General features: G+C 69.0%; 18 protein-coding genes. 3 read left to right on the top strand and 15 right to left on the bottom strand.

Translation table 11 applies throughout. The annotated features are described in order from the left end of the window. Positions 1 to 130: 130 nt before the first annotated feature. The gene (locus FZ029_RS06620; protein ID WP_247892169.1) at positions 131 to 910 is read right to left on the bottom strand and encodes a class I SAM-dependent methyltransferase; all 780 of its coding nucleotides are present in this window, start codon (positions 908 to 910) and stop codon (positions 131 to 133) included. A gap of 460 nt (positions 911 to 1370) precedes the next feature. Between FZ029_RS06620 and FZ029_RS06615 the strand changes: the two genes are divergently transcribed. From FZ029_RS06615 to FZ029_RS06605, 3 genes are read left to right on the top strand one after another with little or no spacing between them, the layout of a single operon-like run. After that, positions 1371 to 2684 carry an NAD(P)/FAD-dependent oxidoreductase gene (locus FZ029_RS06615; RefSeq protein ID WP_149268510.1) on the top strand — a complete coding sequence of 438 codons (1314 nt, stop codon included), beginning with the start codon at positions 1371 to 1373 and terminating at the stop codon, positions 2682 to 2684. Further along, on the top strand, positions 2633 to 3415 hold the full coding sequence (locus FZ029_RS06610) for a lysophospholipid acyltransferase family protein (RefSeq protein ID WP_149268509.1): 783 nt from the start codon (positions 2633 to 2635) through the stop codon (positions 3413 to 3415). Before FZ029_RS06615 ends, FZ029_RS06610 begins: the two co-directional genes overlap by 52 nt. Next, complete coding sequence (locus tag FZ029_RS06605) at positions 3412 to 4197, top strand: glycosyltransferase family 2 protein (RefSeq protein ID WP_247892168.1); 786 nt, start codon at positions 3412 to 3414, stop codon at positions 4195 to 4197. Before FZ029_RS06610 ends, FZ029_RS06605 begins: the two co-directional genes overlap by 4 nt. On the opposite strand, the gene fabG is transcribed toward FZ029_RS06605, so the two are convergent. The 14 genes from fabG to FZ029_RS06540 form a co-directional block, all read right to left on the bottom strand. After that, positions 4178 to 4897, bottom strand: coding sequence for a 3-oxoacyl-ACP reductase FabG (gene fabG, locus FZ029_RS06600; RefSeq protein ID WP_149268508.1), 720 nt, complete (start codon positions 4895 to 4897; stop codon positions 4178 to 4180). The two genes, FZ029_RS06605 and fabG, sit on opposite strands and share 20 nt — an antisense overlap. Further along, positions 4894 to 5343: a hydroxymyristoyl-ACP dehydratase gene (locus FZ029_RS06595; protein ID WP_149268507.1), complete on the bottom strand. Its 450-nt coding sequence runs from the start codon at positions 5341 to 5343 to the stop codon at positions 4894 to 4896. The genes fabG and FZ029_RS06595 overlap by 4 nt, the downstream gene beginning before the upstream one ends. Then, on the bottom strand, positions 5337 to 6146 hold the full coding sequence (locus FZ029_RS06590) for a beta-ketoacyl synthase chain length factor (protein WP_211104103.1): 810 nt from the start codon (positions 6144 to 6146) through the stop codon (positions 5337 to 5339). The genes FZ029_RS06595 and FZ029_RS06590 overlap by 7 nt, the downstream gene beginning before the upstream one ends. Beyond that, complete coding sequence (locus FZ029_RS06585) at positions 6146 to 7339, bottom strand: beta-ketoacyl-[acyl-carrier-protein] synthase family protein (protein WP_149268506.1); 1194 nt, start codon at positions 7337 to 7339, stop codon at positions 6146 to 6148. The genes FZ029_RS06590 and FZ029_RS06585 overlap by 1 nt, the downstream gene beginning before the upstream one ends. Positions 7340 to 7349: 10 nt before the next feature. Continuing rightward, entirely contained in the window at positions 7350 to 8159 is an 810-nt protein-coding gene (locus tag FZ029_RS06580; protein WP_149268505.1) for a class I SAM-dependent methyltransferase, read from the bottom strand. After that, the gene (locus tag FZ029_RS06575) at positions 8152 to 8970 is read right to left on the bottom strand and encodes a polysaccharide deacetylase family protein (RefSeq protein ID WP_149268504.1); all 819 of its coding nucleotides are present in this window, start codon (positions 8968 to 8970) and stop codon (positions 8152 to 8154) included. Before FZ029_RS06575 ends, FZ029_RS06580 begins: the two co-directional genes overlap by 8 nt. After that, entirely contained in the window at positions 8963 to 11323 is a 2361-nt protein-coding gene (locus tag FZ029_RS06570; RefSeq protein ID WP_149268503.1) for an MMPL family transporter, read from the bottom strand. The genes FZ029_RS06575 and FZ029_RS06570 overlap by 8 nt, the downstream gene beginning before the upstream one ends. Then, complete coding sequence (locus FZ029_RS06565; protein ID WP_188051835.1) at positions 11320 to 11880, bottom strand: LolA-related protein; 561 nt, start codon at positions 11878 to 11880, stop codon at positions 11320 to 11322. The genes FZ029_RS06570 and FZ029_RS06565 overlap by 4 nt, the downstream gene beginning before the upstream one ends. A gap of 40 nt (positions 11881 to 11920) precedes the next feature. Continuing rightward, complete coding sequence (locus tag FZ029_RS06560; protein WP_149268501.1) at positions 11921 to 12883, bottom strand: acyl-CoA synthetase; 963 nt, start codon at positions 12881 to 12883, stop codon at positions 11921 to 11923. Next, positions 12880 to 13188 (bottom strand): hotdog domain-containing protein, encoded by a 309-nt coding sequence (locus tag FZ029_RS32915; protein WP_188051834.1) that lies wholly within the window; start codon positions 13186 to 13188, stop codon positions 12880 to 12882. Before FZ029_RS32915 ends, FZ029_RS06560 begins: the two co-directional genes overlap by 4 nt. A gap of 11 nt (positions 13189 to 13199) precedes the next feature. After that, positions 13200 to 14558, bottom strand: coding sequence for an AMP-binding protein (locus FZ029_RS06555; RefSeq protein ID WP_211104102.1), 1359 nt, complete (start codon positions 14556 to 14558; stop codon positions 13200 to 13202). Between the two features lie 10 nt (positions 14559 to 14568). Beyond that, positions 14569 to 15213 carry a hypothetical protein gene (locus tag FZ029_RS06550; protein ID WP_149268500.1) on the bottom strand — a complete coding sequence of 215 codons (645 nt, stop codon included), beginning with the start codon at positions 15211 to 15213 and terminating at the stop codon, positions 14569 to 14571. Beyond that, the gene (locus FZ029_RS06545; protein WP_149268499.1) at positions 15213 to 15491 is read right to left on the bottom strand and encodes a phosphopantetheine-binding protein; all 279 of its coding nucleotides are present in this window, start codon (positions 15489 to 15491) and stop codon (positions 15213 to 15215) included. Before FZ029_RS06545 ends, FZ029_RS06550 begins: the two co-directional genes overlap by 1 nt. 312 nt (positions 15492 to 15803) lie before the next feature. Beyond that, a complete protein-coding gene (locus tag FZ029_RS06540; protein ID WP_149268498.1) occupies positions 15804 to 16670 on the bottom strand; it encodes an IS3 family transposase in 867 nt (288 codons plus the stop codon). Positions 16671 to 17003 lie beyond the last annotated feature (333 nt).

Here is a 17003-nt window from a genome sequence, read left to right as displayed (position 1 = left end):
GGTTCTGTTCCGGCCGTGGCCATGTAGAGGCGACTATGAGGGCGATAACCGGTTGCCAGCATTGGCAAAGGCGGATGAGGAACGCCTGAGAGGGGTAGTAACAACAGGCAGCCTGCCGGCCGCGCCACCGCTACGCCGCGGCATCGACCTGCCGCTTGCCGCTGTAGTTCTTGAACAGGTCGTAATCGGTGTCGCAACGCACTTGTGCCAGCCCGGCCGCCGCCATCGCAGCGGTGATGACCTCCGGTTCCACGCAACGGTCGATGGTTTCCCAGTAATAGCGCATCAGCGTCCGCCCGCTTTCGCCGCCGCCACTGAGGCGTGAGACCGCCGGCACAACCATGCCGAGATAGGCGTTCATCAGGTGCCGGGTGACCGGGCGGCGCGGCCGGCCGATCTCCATCACCAGCACGGTTCCGCCGGGGCGCAGCACGCGGCGGAACTCGCGGAAGGTGGCGGTCAGGTCGCCGACATGGCGCAATGCGTAGCCGATGGTGACGAGATCGACGCTAGCATCGGCCAGCGGCAGCGCGTCGGCCACGCCCTGGATCAGCGGGATGGGCAGGCTGCGCCGCGCCTCGGCCAGCATCGCTTCGCTGAGGTCCAACCCGATGACGTCGTCGGCATTGCCGCAGAGCGCCACCGCCTCCCGTGCGACCAGACCGGTGCCGATGGCGACGTCCAGCACCCGCATGCCCGGCCGCAAGCCCGCCCGGCGCAGGCATTGCGCCCGGTACCAGGAGCCGGAGCCCAGCGCGAAGATCGCGTTGATGCGGTCGTAGTGGTGGGCGGTGCGGTTGAACAGCCCGCGGACGAAATGCTGCCGTTCCGCCTTGTCGCCATAATAGGCGTCCAGCACCGGATGCGGTTCGACGGCGGCGCCGACGCGGGGGGAGGATTCGGTCGGCACGGCGGTGTCTCCTTCACGGCGCAGGCGGCAACGGCAAACGTCGTTGGCAACACACGCACCACGCATCCCCGGTTGAGCTGTTCGGCTACAGGCCGTGGGTATCTTGTGGGCGCGGAACCCGGCAGGCAAGTAGGTTTGCATGTCGCCAAATGGGTAATCACTCAAGCCAGTTGCGAAGTCTCAAGTGCATTGGCGGGATCGGGCAGCACTGTGCGGCAGCGTCGAAATCCTTCTGAAACATTGCTGCGCGGAGATACTGAAACAGCGAACGCTGATATCGGTGGAAGGTGGATATATCCTTTCGGGTAGGCCCCGGATAAAGGGCAGTGTCGGGGTTTTGTCCCTGGATTGCGCGCAACGGGGTGCGGTAAATTTCGGCAAGAGCAGCCGGTCGCTGTGCCAGAAACGGGTATCCACCTCGAACACCCCAATGCGGGACAAGCGGAGAGCGGCAAAGCCCATGGTGTCGAACGGTTCCGATTACGACTGCGATGTTCTGGTGGTGGGCGGCGGGCCTGCCGGGTCGACCGCGGCGGCGCTGCTGGCCGGGAAGGGTCATCGGGTGGTTCTGCTGGAAAAGGACCATCACCCGCGCTTCCACATCGGTGAATCCCTGCTTCCCTGCAACCTGCCCCTGCTGGAGCGGCTGGGCGTACTGGAGGAGGTGGAGCGGATCGGCATGCTGAAATATGGGGCGGAATTCGTGTCCCCCTATCATGGCAAAGCGGTCACCTTCGATTTCGCCAACGCCTGGGACAAGGCAAAGCCCTACGCCTTTCAGGTCCGGCGGTCGGAATTCGACCACATCCTGATCCGCAACGCCGCCGCCAAGGGCGCCACCGTCGTCGAGGGCTGCAAGGTGACGGACGTCGACATCCAGGGCGGCGAGGGCACCACCGTCACCGCGCGGCAGGAGGACGGCACGATCCGCACCCTGCGCACCCGCTTCCTGGTCGATGCGTCCGGCCGCGACACGCTGCTGGCATCCCGCTTCGGCATCAAGCGGCGCAACGTCAAGCACAACAGCGCGGCGATGTTCGGCCATTTCACCGGCGCCAAGCGGCTGCCGGGCAAGGCGGAAGGCAACATCACCGTCTTCTGGTTCGACCATGGCTGGTTCTGGTTCATCCCGCTGGCGGACGGCACCACCAGCGTCGGGGCGGTATGCTGGCCCTATTACTTCAAGACGCGCAAGACCGACCAGACCCAATTCTTCCTTGATACGGTGGCGCTCTGCCCGGCGCTGGCGGAGCGGCTGGAGGGGGCGGAACTGACCGGCCCGGTGACCGGGACCGGCAACTTCTCCTATCAGGCGGACCGCATGTCGGGGCCGGGTTACGTCATGCTGGGCGACGCCTTCGCCTTCATCGACCCGGTGTTCTCCACCGGCGTCTATCTGGCGATGACCAGCGCCTTCGAAGGGGCCGAGGCGGTCGATGCCTGCCTGCGCGAGCCGGCGCGCCAGGAACAGGTGCTGAAGCAATTCGAGCGGACGGTCCGCCAGGGCATCGGCACCTTTTCCTGGTACATCTACCGGGTGACGACGCCGGCGCTGCGCAACCTGTTCATGGGACCACGCAACGTCTTCCGGGTGGAGGAGGCGTTGCTGTCGCTTCTGGCCGGCGACGTCTTCCGTCCGTCACCGATCAAGGCACGGCTGAGGATATTCAAGGCGATCTACTACATGAACGCCCTGCTGGACTTCAAAAGGAACTACATGGCATGGCGGAAACGGCGGCAGAACGTGCGCACCCCCGTGGGCGACGCGGTCTAGGCTTTCTCGGCACGGTCCGGCGGGCGTGGGAGTATCCCCTGTTCTTCGGCCTGCTGTTCCTGTTCGGCCTGATGTCGCTGGCCTGGAGCCTGACGGCGGCGCTGATCGGTCCGCTTCTGCCGCGCCGGATCGCAGGGCCGCTCGGACGGCAGGCGATCAAGACGGGATTTCGCCTCTATCTCGGCACGCTGCGGGCCTGCGGCGTGCTGAGGACCGACCTGTCGGCGCTGGATTCGCTGAAGGGTGACGGCGGCCTGCTGATCTGCCCGAACCATCCGTCGATCCTGGATGCCGTGCTGCTGATCTCGCGCTTGCCGGACGTCGTCTGTATCGCCAAGGCCCCGGTCTACGACAACCTCCTCTTCGGCGGCGGGGCGCGGATGGCCGGCTATATCCGCAACGACGCGCCGAACTCGCTGGTCAAGATGGCGGCGCAGCGGGTGCGCGCGGGCCACCAGTTGCTGATCTTCCCCGAAGGCACCCGGACGGAACGGGCGCCGGTCAACCCGCTGAAGGGCGGCTTCGCCCTGATCGCCAAGACGGCGGGGGCGCCGGTGCAGACCGTCTTCATCGACGCCAACAGCAACTTCCTCGGCAAGGGCTGGCCGCTGTTCCGCAAGCCGGAGTTCCCGCTGGTCTACACCGTCCGCCTCGGCCGCCGCTTCGATCCGCCGACCGACGTGCGTGGATTGGTCGGGGATCTGGAACGCCACTACAGGACAGAGCTGTGATACCCGACGCCTCGACCAGCCATCTGGTCCTGATCCCCAGCTACAACACCGGCCCGAAGCTGTTCGAGACGGTGCGGGATGCCCGCGCGCATTGGGCGCCGGTCTGGGTCGTCATCGACGGCAGCACCGACGGAACGCCGGCGGAACTGCGGGAGATGGCCGCCGAGGATCCGCACCTGCGCGTGCTGGAACTGCCGGTCAACCGCGGCAAGGGCGCCGCCGTCCTGCATGGGCTGGAGGAGGCGGAGCGCTGCGGCTTCACCCATGTGCTGACGATGGACGCCGACGGCCAGCATCCGGCCGACCGCATTCCGCAGTTCCAGGGGGTGTCGATGGCCAACCCCGACGCGCTGGTGCTGGGAAAGCCGGTGTTCGATGCCGGCGCGCCGCGGTTGCGGGTGGGCGGGCGCAAGATCTCCAACTGGTGGGCCGACCTGGAGACGCTGTGGGGCGGGATCGGCGATTCGCTGTTCGGCTTCCGCGTCTATCCGATCAAGCCCCTGCGCGCGGCGATGCGGCGCAATCCGTGGATGCGGCGCTTCGACTTCGATCCGGAGGCGGCGGTGCGGCTGTGCTGGCAGGGCCTGCCGACCATCAACGTCCCCGCCCCGGTCCGCTATTTCAAGGCGGAGGAGGGCGGGGTGTCGCATTTCAACTATGTCCGGGACAACGCCCTGCTGACCTGGATGCACACCCGGTTGATGCTGGGCTTCATCGGCCGGCTGCCGATGCTGGCGGTCCGGCGGGTGCGCTCCCGGCCGCTCAGATCATTCCTCCGTTGATCGAGACGATCTGGCCGGAAATATAGGCGGCGCGGTCGGAGGCCAGGAAGGCGACGAGGTCAGCCACCTCCTCCGGCCGGCCGGCGCGCTTCATCGGCACCATCCGCTTGACCGTCTCCGTGTCGAAGGCGGCGTCGGCCATGGGTGAAGCGATGATGCCGGGCGCCACCGCGTTGACGGTGATGCCGCGCGGCGCCAGTTCCAGCGCCAGCGACTTGGTGGCGCCATGCAGCCCGGCCTTGGCGGCGGCATAGTTGGTCTGCCCGCGGTTGCCGGCGACGGCCGCCATCGAAGACAGGTTGACGATCCGGCCCCAGCGCGTGCCGATCATCGGCATCAGCAGCGGCTGCGTCACGTTGAAGAAGCCGTTCAGCGACACGTCGATGACGCGGCCCCACTGTTCCCGCCGCATCGCCGGCATCACCGCATCGTCGTGGATGCCGGCATTGTTGACCAGGATTTGGATGGGGCCGGACTCCAGCAGCCGTTCCAGGGCGGCGGCGGTGGCCTCCGCATCGGTGACGTCGAAGGCGATTGCTTCCGCCGATCCGCCGGATGCCGCGATCTCCGCCGCCAGGGCGGCGGCGCGGGCAGGGGAGCCGTTGGCGTGGACCAGCACATGGTGGCCGTCGGCCGCCAGTGCCCTGCTGATGGCGGCACCCAGGGCGCCGCTGCCGCCGGTGACGAGTGCGCGTTTCATGAATCCCCCATTTCCGCGCCGCCCGCATCGATCACCACCGCCGCCCGGCCGCTCAGCAGTTCCCGGCCGCCGGCCGACAGGGTGAAGGCGTAGATCACGCGGCTGCCCTCGCCGGTCAGGTTTTCGGCGTCGATGACCAGATCCTCCGCGATGTCGTCGAGCCGGGCGACATGGCAGGCGATGTCGCGCAGGCTGGCGAGATAGCCGGCGGCCGGGCGCTCGCCGCCGGCCGTCAGCCCGCCATGCACCGCCATCGCCTGGGATGCATATTCGACGCCGCACAGAACGGCAAGCCGACCGGCATGGCGCAGCGGGTTGTCCATGTCGCGGTGGCTGCGGGCGATGCAGCGGATCCGGCCGCGATCCCAGGACAGTGCGCCGTCCAGCAGGCACATGGTGCCGGCATGGGGAATCAGCGCCGCCAGCTGCTCGCGCGTCATCAGCATGATGCGCCGACCCGCACCACAACCCGGCCGCCCGGCGGCAGGTCCAGCACCGCCGTTTCCGGGGCGCCGCCCGCGCCGACCCGTGCCAGCGCCGCCAGCAGCGGCAGGGCGCGGGCGGTCGGGTTGCCGGTGCGCAGGGCCTCCAGCCCTAGGTCGGCCATGCGGCTGACCGGCTCATCTCCGCGCGACAGGCCGATTTCCAGCCGGGCGAGGCAGCGATCGGTCGGTTGCGGGGTCAGCACCAGGGCGGTGCCGAAGATGCCGGCAATGGGACGGACCTTGTTCAATGGCTCCGGATAAGGCAGGTCGTAGGCGATCAGCCCGACGGTCCAGCCATCGGCCGAGACCTCCGCCGCCGCCTCCAGCAGGCCGGTCTGGAAGCTCTCGTCATGGGCCGACAGGCTGGTGGATGGCTCGCGGCATCGGGTGGCGATGCTCCAATAGCCGGCAGGCGCGTTGTGGACGGAGTTGTGGAAGCGGGTCGGCGAGATGTCGCGCTCCTCCGTCGCCAGCGTCTCCAGGATCTGGTGCAGGGTGTCGGGATCGCCGCTGGATGAGGTGAAGACGGTGGCGACGGTTGCCGGGTCGCGGCCGGTCTGCGCCAGCGCCTCCGCCCCCACCGCCATGGCGAGCTTGACGGTGGGCACGCTGCGGCGCCGTTCGGCTGGGGGCAGGAGAGGACTGGCGGTCAGCACGGCCGGCGTCGCGACATAGGGGCTGTCGCCGGCGAGGATGCCGCGCGACTCCGCCCAGCCCGGAAGACCGGGGCCGAGCAGGCCGATGCCCTCGACATAGGCCCGCATCAGGCAGCCCACCCGAAGATCAGGCTGCTGTTGCTGCCGCCGAAGCCGAAGGAGTTGGTCATCACCCGGTCGAGCCGTCCGTTTTCGTTGGCCTGAAGGTAGCGGCTGCGCAGGGTAGGGTCGAGATTGCGGGTCTGCGGGCTTCCGGGGATCAGGCCGGTGCGCAGCGCCAGCACGCTGATGATCGCTTCGACGATGCCGGCGGCCCCCAGCGTGTGGCCGGTGTAGCCCTTGGTGGAACTGACCGGGGTGCGGGTGCCGAGCAGACCGGTGATGGCCTGATCCTCCGCCGCGTCGCCATAGGTGGTCGCGGTGCCGTGCAGGTTGACGTAGTCGATGTCCTCGGGGCGCAGGCCGGCGCTGGCCAGCGCCCGTTCCATCGCCAGCCGGGCGCCCAGCCCTTCCGGATGCGGGGTCGACATGTGGTGCGCGTCGTTGCTCTCGCCGGCGCCCAGCAGATGGATGGTGCCGGGGACCGGCTTGGGATCCGCCCGCTCCAGCAGGGCGAAGCCGGCGCCTTCGCCGAGCGAGACGCCGCTGCGCTCCGCGTCGAAGGGCCGGCAGGGGGTGGGAGACACCAGCTCCAGCGAATGGAAGCCGTAGAGCGTCGTCAGGCACAGGCTGTCGGCCCCGCCGACCACCGCGGCGTCGCACAGGCCGGTGGCGATCATGCGCGCGGCGTTGGCGAAGACCTTCGAGGTGGTGGCGCAGGCGGAGGAAACGACGAAGGCCGGCCCTTCCAGCCCCAGCCGCCGGCGGACGAAGTCGGCGAGCGAGCCGGTGCTGTGGGTGGTGGCGAAGCTGAAGGTGGCGGGCAGGGCTCCGGTCTGCGGATCGCGCGCCCGGAACGCCAGTTCGGCCGACAGGATGCCGGAGGTGCTGGTGCCGAGGAAAACCCCGATCCGGTCGGCGCCGTAACGCTCGCGCGCCGCGGCGACCGCTTTGGCGAAGCCATCCTGGTGCAGCGCCATCTCGGCCAGCCGGTTGTTGCGGCAGTCATAGCTTGCAAGCTCCGGCGGCAGGCGTGTGTCATCGACGCCCGCCACCTCGCCGATGTGCGTGTCGAGCGTGACCGTCTCGAATCTGCAAGGTTTCAGGCCGCCCCGGCCGTTGCGCAGAGCATCCAGGGTTGCATCCTGGCCGGCACCAAGACTGCTGACGATGCTCATATGGCTTAGGGAAAGTGGATGCACGATGAAGTTCTTATGATCGTTGGACAGGGCGGGCGGTGGATTGCGGTTTCATTTCCGGTGAAATGCTAGCATTGGAAAATTCATGCCCGGAAGGACAAATTTGGACTGAGGCGTTGCTTCGGCGGCCTATGAACAAGGTGTTGGCGAATGGTGTGCCCTGGCTCATCGGCAGAGCCTCCGTGGCGAAGCCCTGGACGGCCAGCAGGGCGGACCACTCCGCCGCCGGGCGGTAGGTCAAAGGCTGGCGACAGCGACCGCGGGCGGCGCAGGCGATCTGCTCCGCCCAGCGGGTGACCTGGAAGGGCAGGCCGCCGTCGGCGTCCGCTTCCCGCAGCAGCAGCAGTCCGCCGGGCTCCAGTGCGTCGGCGCAGCGGGCGAGTATCGCCTCCTGTTGGCTCCGGCTGAGGTAGAGCAGCACATCGAGGATGACGATGGCGTCGCAGGCCGGCAGGTCGGCGTTGCGGATGTCGCCCTGGACGACGGCGTCGACGCCCAACGCCGATTGGGCGATCCGCACCCGTCTGGGCGACAGTTCGACACCCTGTGTGACGAGGGCGGCGGGAGGCGCGGGCCAGTCGGCCGGCCAATCACCGGCTGCGTGCCGCTCCGCCGCCGCTCGCAGCAGCGCCGTCAGAACCCCCTGGCCGCAGCCGAGGTCGAGCAGCCGGCCACGGGCTGGCAGCAGCGGCCGGCTCATCAGGTGGCGGAAGACGGGGTCGCCGGCCAGCTTGCCCTTGGCGAAATGCCAGGCGTAACGGCCGCAGCGGCGATAAGGCCGCGCGGCGCCGGCGACCAGATCGCGGAAGACGGCGTCAGTCATCGGCCACCACCTCCAGCGATACGGCCGTCAACCCTCGGGCGGTCAGGGTATCGAGCAGGCGGGGCAGCACCGTCAGCACCACCGGCCGGCCGCCATCATCGCCGTTGCCGTCGCGGGCTGCCGAGCCGTCATGCAGCATCAGCAGGTCGCCGGGACTGAGCTTGTGGACGAGGCGCCGCTCCACCCCGGCCGGGTCGCGCCGCACCGCGTCGAAGCCGCGCCGGGTCCAGGTCGCCAGACGCAGGCCGAAGCCGGCGAGCACGGGGTCGAGCAGCGGATTGCGCAGGCCGGCCGGCGGCTTGAAGAAGCGGGGCGGCCGGCCGGCAAGGTCGCTCAGGATGCGCTGCGCCTCCCCGACCTCGCGGCGGATGGCGCCGATGCCCATGGCGGCGAAGCGGTGGGAATGACGCCAGCTGTGGTTCTCCACCGTATGGCCGCGGCGCATGATGGCGTCGATCAGGGCGGGGTGGCGGGCGGCGCGGTCGGCGATGCAGAAGAAGCTTGCCTTGGCGTTTGCGCGGTCGAGCTGGTCGAGGACCGCGGGAGTGACCTCCGGATCGGGGCCGTCGTCGAAACAGAGACCGACTTCGCCCCGCCGCGCATTCTCCACCGGCAGGCGGCGCAGGTTGGGGCCGAGCAGGCTGCTGCGCGGCCAGAGCCCTATGGCGCCAAGCAGGACATGGTTGCCGGCCACCGCCCCCAGCGCCCAGGGCCATGCCGCGGGCAAAGCCGCCACACCGGCCAAGGCGGCGACATGCAGGGCGGCCGATGCATGCAGCAGGGGAGATGGGGTCCAGCGGCGCTCAGCCATGGCTCGGACCCTCCGCTCCGGCGGGCTGCTGCCGGCTCAGCACCGCGGCGAAGGCGAGGCTGAGGAAGGCGCCGACGGCCACCGTCATGCCGATGCCATGCAGCACGGGGATCGCTGAAAACGCCAAGGTGCCGAAGCCGATGACCGTGCAGAGGTTGGCGATGGCGACGGATGCGACGGTGCGCTCGCGCAAGGCCACGGACGGCTCCGGCCGCTCGAACAGCAGGGAATAGTTGGAGCCGACACCGACCACCAGCAGCAGGCCCACCAGATGGAAGATCGACAGTGCCTGTCCCAGTGAGGTCAGCAGCGCCATGGTGATGACCACCGCCGCGGCCAGCGGCATCACCGCCGCGACCAGCGAGCGGGCGGACCTCAGGGCGGCGGCCAGCAGCACCGTGATGGCGACGGTGCCCAGGAGGGCCAGCGTCAGCGCCTCCTGCCTATAGGTGCGGTACAGGCTGTCGGATTCCTCCTTCAGGTTCAGCAGGATGGCGCCCTTCGCCGCCGGGTCGCCGGCCAGCCGGATGCCGAGCGCCTGCGGGTCGGTGACGCCGCGCAAGGGCAGCATGGCGGTCCAGCCGCTGCCGGTGCGGACCAGCAGGGAGTCGAGTTTCAGCTTCAGGCTGGTGCCGTCCAGGCTGGCCGGCGTCAGCAGCGGCTGGGTCCGCGCCTTGTCGGCGTCGGCCAGGAAAGGGGCGAAGGCATCCGGGCGAAAGGGCAGGCCTTGCAGGGCTTGGGTCAAGGCGGCGCGCAGCTGGTAGGGCGGCGGCAGGGCGGCTTGGCGGGCGCGCTGGGCCGCCTGGCTCGGAAGGACGAGGGCGGGGGAGTCGTAACCGGCAATCTGATGGTCGCGGGCCACTGCTTCCAGCGGGGCGGACAGGCGTTCGGCGGCGGCCAGCGCCCCGTCCATCGTAGGAGCGCTGGTGACCAGAAGATGGCCGGCGTCGGGGGCGCCGAGGTCGCGGCGCAGCGCCTCGTCAAGCCGCTGGTCGGCTTCCGCGATCGGGCTGAGGCTGGACAGTTCCGCCGACCAGACGGTCGGGCCCTGATAGGCCAGCCATGCCAGCGACAACAGCGTCACGCCGGCCAGCGGCAGGCGCAGAGCCGGGGCGGAGCGGGTCAGGGCGGTCAGCAGCGGCGCCAGCCTTGCCGGGCGTTCGGTGGAGTAGTCCCGTGGCAGCAGGACCGGCAACACCCAGCGGGTGACCGCCAATGCCACCACCAGCCCGGTGATGGAGAAGAGGCCGAGCTGCGCCAGACCGCTGAAGCTGGAAAACAGCATCGTGCCGAACCCGACGACGGAGGTCGCCACCCCCAGCAGCAGGGTCGGCCAGATGCGCAGCAGGGTGCGGCGCGCCGGGCTGCCCGGCTGGGTCTGGGTGAACAGATAGATGGCGTAATCGACGCTCTCGCCCAGCAGCGTGACGCCGAAGCCCAGCGTGATTCCGTGCACCGTGCCGAAGCTCAAGCCCACCGCCGCGACCCCGGCCAGTGCACCGGTCGCCGCCGGAAGCAGTGACAGGGCCAATGCGCGCAAGGAGCGGTAGACCAGCAGCAGCACGCCGGCCACCAGGACCGTGGCGATGATGGAGGAGCGGGTGGCGTCCGCCTCGATCCGGTCGCGGGTCTGGACGGAGAAGACGGCCGGCCCCGTCATCACCAATCGGGCGGAGCCGGTCGTCGCCCGCGCCTCGTCGAAGGCACTGCGGATCAGGTCGAGCGTCTTCTGCTGGGCGTCCATGTCGAAGCCGGGAGCGGCGGTCTGCACAAGCAGCAGCGCCCGCGACCCGTCGGTGGACATCCACACGCCGTCGCGGCTGGCCGGACCCGCGGCGTCGCCGAGCATCCGGTCGGTCAGGCGCAGGATCTCGGCGGTGGGGTCGGCCGGCAGGGCCTGCTTCAGGGCCATGCCGGCGGGCGATTGCAAAAGGCGCAGGTCGTTCTGCAGGGCGTCGCGCAGACCATCGGCGGTGAAGCGGTCGGCGGTGACGGCGGGGCTGAGCAGATAGCGGTTGGTCCAGAGATAGGTGCCGTCGGGACCGCGCCCCGTCCGCTCGCCATTCTCGACCGCCGCCACCAGCGGGTCGCCGCGCAGCCGGGCGGCGAGCGCGCGGCTGAGGCCGGTCAGGTGATCCGGTGCGTCGCCTTCGATGGCGATCAGGATCAGGCGGGAGACGACGCCGTCGCGCAGCTGGTCGACCAGCAACTGCTGGGTGGCGGAGGGGGAGCGCGGCAGGAAGGCGGACAGGTCGGCTGTGACCGGCGTACGCGCCACCAGCAGGCCACAGGCGATCAGCCCCGCCAGCCACAGCGCGACGGCCCATCCGCCCCTACGCACCGCGGCCGTCATGCCGGGTCGGGCTGGATGGTCATGATGGAGCGGTCGCCGTCGGCCTGGAGAACCTCGATCCGGCGGATCGCGGCGTCGCGGCCGGCGATGACGATGCGCTGCACCGTCTGGCGGGCCTCCTCCGCCCGCGGAGTCAGCTGCATGCGCCAGTCCTGCAGCGTGCCTTCCAAAGCCACCTCGTAGAAGCGCATGAGGGTCGGCACGTCGCCGCGCAGGGTGGCGCGGATGCTCTCCACATAGGTCTGGATTTCCGGCATGGCGGAGACCGACAGCGTGCGCGATGCTCCGTCCGCCTGGGTCAGGGTCAGGCGGTCGCCGTCCAGCCGCAGGCTTTCCGGCTGGGGCTGCAGGGTGCGCTTTTCGAGGAAATCGGGGCGGCGGTAGGTCAATGTGCCGCTGCTCTCCAGCGGGGCGGTCAGCAGGCCGAGTTCGCGCGTTTCGGTGAAGCGGGCGTTTGAACTTGGAACCCGGGCGAAGCGGGCGAACAAATCCTCCAGCCCCCAGGATTCGGCCGCCGGTGCCGGTGCGGCGGCGCCCGCCAGCAGGAATGCGGCCAAGCCTGTTCCCAAGGCCGCCAGGATTGGGCGGCGGGCCGGTCTATTTCCAGAAATCATAGAAATTGAACCAGTTGTAGGGGGAGGACAGGGCGTGATGCTCCAGCCGGTCGGCGAAGCGCCCGGCTGCCCAGCGGACAAGGCCCGGCCGGTCCTGTACCGGCACATCGGAGAAGTCGGCGATGCGCTCGAAATGGACGTCGTAGCGTCGACCGCCTTGATAGATCCCGACCATCAGCACCACCGGCCGCTTCAGCATCGCCGCCAGTTGGAAGGGCCCCAGCGCGAAGCCGGCGGGCTGGCCGAGGAAGGGCAGGCGGACCTCCTCCTCCCCGTCCAGGGTGCGGTCGGCGAGCATGCCGACGAAATGGCCCTGGTCCAACCTTTCGCGCACCCGCAGCATCGAATCCGGCCGGCCCAGCCCGATCACCTCCATCGACAGCAGCGGGTTGATGGCGTTGAGGACCGAGTTGATCTTGCGGGCATTCTCCTCGTACATCACCAGACTGACGCGCAGGTCGCGCTGGCGGTGGCCCAGCATGCGGATCGCCTCGAAGCTGCCCATATGGGCGCCGATCAGCAGGCAGCCCTCCCCCCGCTGCATCAGGTCGATGACGATGTCCTCGCCATGGACGCGGATGTCGAAATCGTCGGACTGGTCGTTCAGGAAGAAGACGCGGTCGAGCAGGCAGGCGGCGAAGACGTGATAGTGGCGGAACAGGTCGCCGAAGCCGGGCGTACGGCCCAGCGCCCTGGACAGGAACAGCGCCGACGCCCGGCGCGGCTTGCGCGAGAACAGGACGAAATAGAGGCAGATCGGATAGAGCAGCAGCCGTGCCGCCCGCCGGCCGAGCCGCAGGGCGACCCAGACGATGAACTTGATGGCCGCGGTCGTGCTGCGCTCCGGCCGGGTCATCCACTCCTTGCGACGACGGCGCGGTGGTGGCGGGGCGATGGGAGAGGCGGCGGTTTCGGTCGCCGGCTTGGCGCGCAGGGGGAGCTTCATGAGGTCACGCTGCCGGTCATCAGGGTGGCGGTCATCACGGGACGGCCTTCCACGCTGCCGGTGAAGGCGATGCCGCCGGTCGGGCCGGCATGCCATTCGACCAGCATGCGGTCACCGGGGCGGACCGGGTGAAGGAATTTGGCGGAGCGCAGGCGGCTCGGAGCAGAGGTCAGGCCCTCTGCCGCCGCGATGGCGGTCAGGGCGGTGTCGAGCAGGACCGCGCCGGGAATGATCGGGTTGCCGGGGAAATGCCCGGCGGCGGTGGGATGGTCGGCGGGGAAGTGGATGTCGGTGCGGTTGGGCACGGCGTCGGCACCTAGTCGGGTCGGCTGTCGTCGAGCATCCGCAGCAGGGCCTCGCGCGGCAGCTTGCCGGTCGGGTTGCGCGGCAGGGCATCGACGAAGCGCAGGGGGCGCGGCAGGAAGATCGGGTCGATCCGCTCGCGCAGGCGGGCCAGCAGCGTCTCGGCGGTCAGGTCGGGGGCCACTACCAGGGCGGCGAGGCGGGTGGTCCCGCTTTCCCCCTCCCGCGGCATGAAGATCACGCCGTCCATCACGCCTTCGACCGAGTTCAGATGGTGATTGAGGAAGGCGAGCGAGCTGCGCTTGCCGGCAATGTTGACCTGATCGGCGGAGCGGCCGTGCAGGATGAAGCGGGTGTCGCTCTTCAGTTCGATCACGTCGGCCAGCAGCGTCTCGCCGTCGAGGAAGTCGCCGGATGCCCAGGTCCCCTGCTCGTCCTGGCGCAGGCGGATGCCGTCGATGCAGAGCCACTCCGCCGTGGCGCTGGTGCGGCGGACGGCGACCTGACCGGTCTCCGAACAGCCGTAGATCTCGTGCAGCGGAGCGCCCAGCCGGGCCTCGGCGTCGATGGCGAGCTGGGGAGCCAGCGGAGCGGTGGCGCAGAGGATGAAGTCGAGCGGGGGCAGGGCGGTGCCGTCGGCGAGCAGGGCCTGCAGGTGGACCGGCGTGGTCACCAGGATGCGGCGGCCGGGCAGGTCGGCGAGGCTGGCGGCGATGTCGGCGGGGAACAGCGGCCGGCCGCCATGCAGGACCAAGCCATGCTGGAGCGCCAGCAGGATGACCGATTCCAGCCCGTACATGTGCTGGTGCGGAACGGTGCCGACCAGACCGGCTGGGCCGAGATCGGCGATCTCCAGCGCGGTGCCGGCGCCATGGACGCTGCGGACCAGGGTGCCCCAGCTTTTCACCTGCGGCATCGGCCGTCCGGTGGAGCCGGAGGTGAAGGCGATGGCCGCCACCTGATCGGCCGGGAAGGCGAGGTCGGCGTCGAAGGGCGAGCCGGCCAAGCTGTCAAGGCCGCCGGGAGGAAGCGCCTCGATGCAGGTCATGCCGGGATAGGTGGCTCCGGCATCGGTCAGGCAGATCAGGCCGGGATAGCTCTCTTCCAGCTGGCGCAGCGTGGCCGGGGTGTCGTTGGGGGGATGCAGGCAGATCTGGCGGCGCAGCAGCGCGGCCCCCAACCCGACGGCGAAGCCCAGGCGGTCGCCGCACAGGTTCAGCAGATAGGCGCCGTCCGGCAGGCGGCGGGCCAGATCGCGCACGGCGGCAAGGTAGGCGCGCACCGTCACCGGCCGGCCGTCATGCAGGGCGAACAGGTCGTCGGGACCGCCGTGGCGCAGCAGCGGCAGGCGGGTGGTGGACAGCATCGTCATTGCGAAACCATCATGGGTTTGGCCGCTCCGAAAAGACGCGGACGACGTCGGCGATGGAGCCGTGGGAGTAATTCCAGAACTTGCGCAGGCGGTAGGCGTATTCCGTCAGGAACATTGCGGCGACAAGCGGCAGGTCGAGGACGTTGATGAAGAAGGACCAGACCGCGGGCGGGGCGAAGGCGAACAGCAGGGCCGACATCGCCAGCTGACCGGCGAAGAACAGGCACCAGGCGATGGTGACGCGGCGGGTGTAGACCAGCATCTCGTCGGTCAGACTGCCGCGGATGCGCCGGGCGATCCAGGTGATCAGCGGCTCCCGTCCCGCCAGCAGGGTGCGGCCGAACAGGGCGAGGAGGCCGACATAGATGGCGGCATGGCTGATCGCCGAGGCGGCCAGCAGCCCGTCGCGGGCGGAACGCCAGGACAGGCCGAACAGGGCGATGGCGCCGGCCAGCGCGATCCAGCGGAAGCGCGGCGCGGCCCGGCCGACCACCAGCCCGGTCACCCCGGCCTGCACCAGCGCCAGCACCAGCGCGGTGTCGGCATCGAGATCGGCGACGATGGCGCCATGGACCAGCAGGGGATAGAGCGCGAACAGCGACAGGCCGGCGCCCACCGCGGCCCCTCCCCTGGTCCAGGCGGCGGCGGATGGCATCAGGCGGCTTTGAGCTGCTGGATGTGGCTGTTCAGGGTGCGCAGCGAGGCGAAGATCCTGGTGTTGTTCTCGTCATCCGCCCGCAGCTTCACCCCATAGGTCTTGGAGACGGCGAGCGCCACCTCCAGGATGTCGATCGAATCGAGGCCCAGCCCCTCGCCATAAAGGGGGGTGTCCGGGTCGATATCCTCCGGGTCGGCTTCCAGGGTGAGGGTGTTCACGATCAGCGTCGCCAGATCAAGTTCGGTCGGCGACAGGGTCTGCAAGTCACTCATCATGCCTCACTAAAGCAACGCCTGCCGCTTCTGGGATATTCTATCCCATTGGATATAACCATTGGGTATAGAACGCCGTATTGGAGTGGCGGGATTCGCAATTTCAGGCGTCACGATAGCTAGGCACCCGGAGCCGCGCCATCATTATTTTGGAGTGATCAATTTGTTTTGTTAAAGATTGAGTTTCTTTCTAGAGGTGGTGGTTGAGGGTGGGAGGCGCCCTGGGAGTGGAACGTTTGGAACGCTATGGAACGGTTTTCGGGGTGGTGGACCGCCCCCCGAAGCTGAGACGACGGTTAAACTGTTCCGGATTGGTCATGCCACCAGGGCCGGGCGGCCGCCCGGCCCTGGTGGCGGGAATTTTTCTTCGAACTCGACCGGTGGGCTGTAAGCAAGGGCCGAGTGAAGGCGCTGCCGATTGTATACCTCATCGATGAAGCGGTCGATGCAGGCCCGCGCCTGGGCGATGTCAGCGTAGGCTCGACCGTCGACCTCTTCGGTCTTGAGTGTCTTCATGAAGCTCTCCGCCATGGCATTGTCGTAAGGGCAGCCGACCCGGCTCATGCTTGGCTGGACGCCATGAGCCTCCAGACGCCCGATGTAGGCCCGGCATGCATATTGAACGCCTCGGTCGGAGTGGTGAACCATCGGTCCCGCTCCGCGCGCGGCCAAGGCGCCGTCGAGCGCCTCCAGTGCCAGCTCCGCACGCAGATGATCGGCCAGTGCCCAGCCGATCACCCGGCGCGACCAGGCGTCCAGGATAACCGCCAGATAGGCGAACTCCCTACCCAGCCGGACATAGGTGATGTCGGCAACCCACAGCTGGTTCGGCCCGCTCAGCGTCAAGCGGCGTGCCACGTTGGGCCAGACCGGAAAGTCATGCCGGCTGTCCGTCGTCGCCGGGACGAACGCCGCCCGCCGCAGACACAGCAGGGTGTCCTCCCGCATCAGCCGCAGCACCCGCTTGTGGTTCACCAGCCGCCCCTCCCGGCGCAACAGCGCCGTGATCCGCCGGTAACCGTAATGCCGATGCGCCAGGGCCAACCGCTGGATGGCGTCGCGCAGGTCGGTCTCCTCCGCTGCCGGCGCGCGCTCCTGCCAATGCCGGTAAAAGCCGGCCCGGCTCACCCCGGCCAACCGGCACATCCGTTCCACCGGAATTCTGCCTTGCCGCTGCGTCATCGCCTGGATGGCGGCGTAGACGCCGTCTCGCCAGCCGCGCTCTTCGGCCGGCGTGACTCCTCGATACGCTGCAAGGCTTCGCTGAAAAAATCCAACTCCAACTGCTGGCGGGCAACGGTCCGCTCAAGCTCACTCACCCAGGCCCGCACCTCAGGCGCAAGCTGATCCGACACGGCTCCCACAGGCGCGCTCGGCGCCCGACCCGCTGCCGCGCCTCCCTCCGCAGATCGAGACCGACGATAGCCGCGCCAGCGACCGGGACGACGCTCCAATCCAGCCTCACCATCACGCCCAAAAGCATTTCGCCAGCGGTAAATCTGCGCACGGAATACG

Origin of the sequence: Azospirillum sp. Sh1, assembly GCF_008365135.1 — a bacterium.
GTDB lineage: Bacteria > Pseudomonadota > Alphaproteobacteria > Azospirillales > Azospirillaceae > Azospirillum > Azospirillum oryzae.
This window is presented reverse-complemented; position numbering and strand designations above follow the sequence as displayed.

Bases quoted from the DNA above. Each gene is read 5' to 3' on its own strand.
- FZ029_RS06615 (WP_149268510.1), top strand. From the start codon at position 1,371: ATGGTGTCGAACGGTTCCGATTACGACTGCGATGTTCTGGTGGTGGGC.
- FZ029_RS06610 (WP_149268509.1), top strand. From the start codon at position 2,633: ATGGCGGAAACGGCGGCAGAACGTGCGCACCCCCGTGGGCGACGCGGT.
- fabG (WP_149268508.1), bottom strand. From the start codon at position 4,897: ATGAAACGCGCACTCGTCACCGGCGGCAGCGGCGCCCTGGGTGCCGCC.
- FZ029_RS06595 (WP_149268507.1), bottom strand. From the start codon at position 5,343: ATGCTGATGACGCGCGAGCAGCTGGCGGCGCTGATTCCCCATGCCGGC.
- FZ029_RS06590 (WP_211104103.1), bottom strand. From the start codon at position 6,146: ATGCGGGCCTATGTCGAGGGCATCGGCCTGCTCGGCCCCGGTCTTCCG.
- FZ029_RS06580 (WP_149268505.1), bottom strand. From the start codon at position 8,159: ATGACTGACGCCGTCTTCCGCGATCTGGTCGCCGGCGCCGCGCGGCCT.
- FZ029_RS06575 (WP_149268504.1), bottom strand. From the start codon at position 8,970: ATGGCTGAGCGCCGCTGGACCCCATCTCCCCTGCTGCATGCATCGGCC.
- FZ029_RS06570 (WP_149268503.1), bottom strand. From the start codon at position 11,323: ATGACGGCCGCGGTGCGTAGGGGCGGATGGGCCGTCGCGCTGTGGCTG.
- FZ029_RS06560 (WP_149268501.1), bottom strand. From the start codon at position 12,883: ATGAAGCTCCCCCTGCGCGCCAAGCCGGCGACCGAAACCGCCGCCTCT.
- FZ029_RS06555 (WP_211104102.1), bottom strand. From the start codon at position 14,558: ATGACGATGCTGTCCACCACCCGCCTGCCGCTGCTGCGCCACGGCGGT.
- FZ029_RS06550 (WP_149268500.1), bottom strand. From the start codon at position 15,213: ATGCCATCCGCCGCCGCCTGGACCAGGGGAGGGGCCGCGGTGGGCGCC.
- FZ029_RS06545 (WP_149268499.1), bottom strand. From the start codon at position 15,491: ATGATGAGTGACTTGCAGACCCTGTCGCCGACCGAACTTGATCTGGCG.
- FZ029_RS06540 (WP_149268498.1), bottom strand. From the start codon at position 16,670: ATGACGCAGCGGCAAGGCAGAATTCCGGTGGAACGGATGTGCCGGTTG.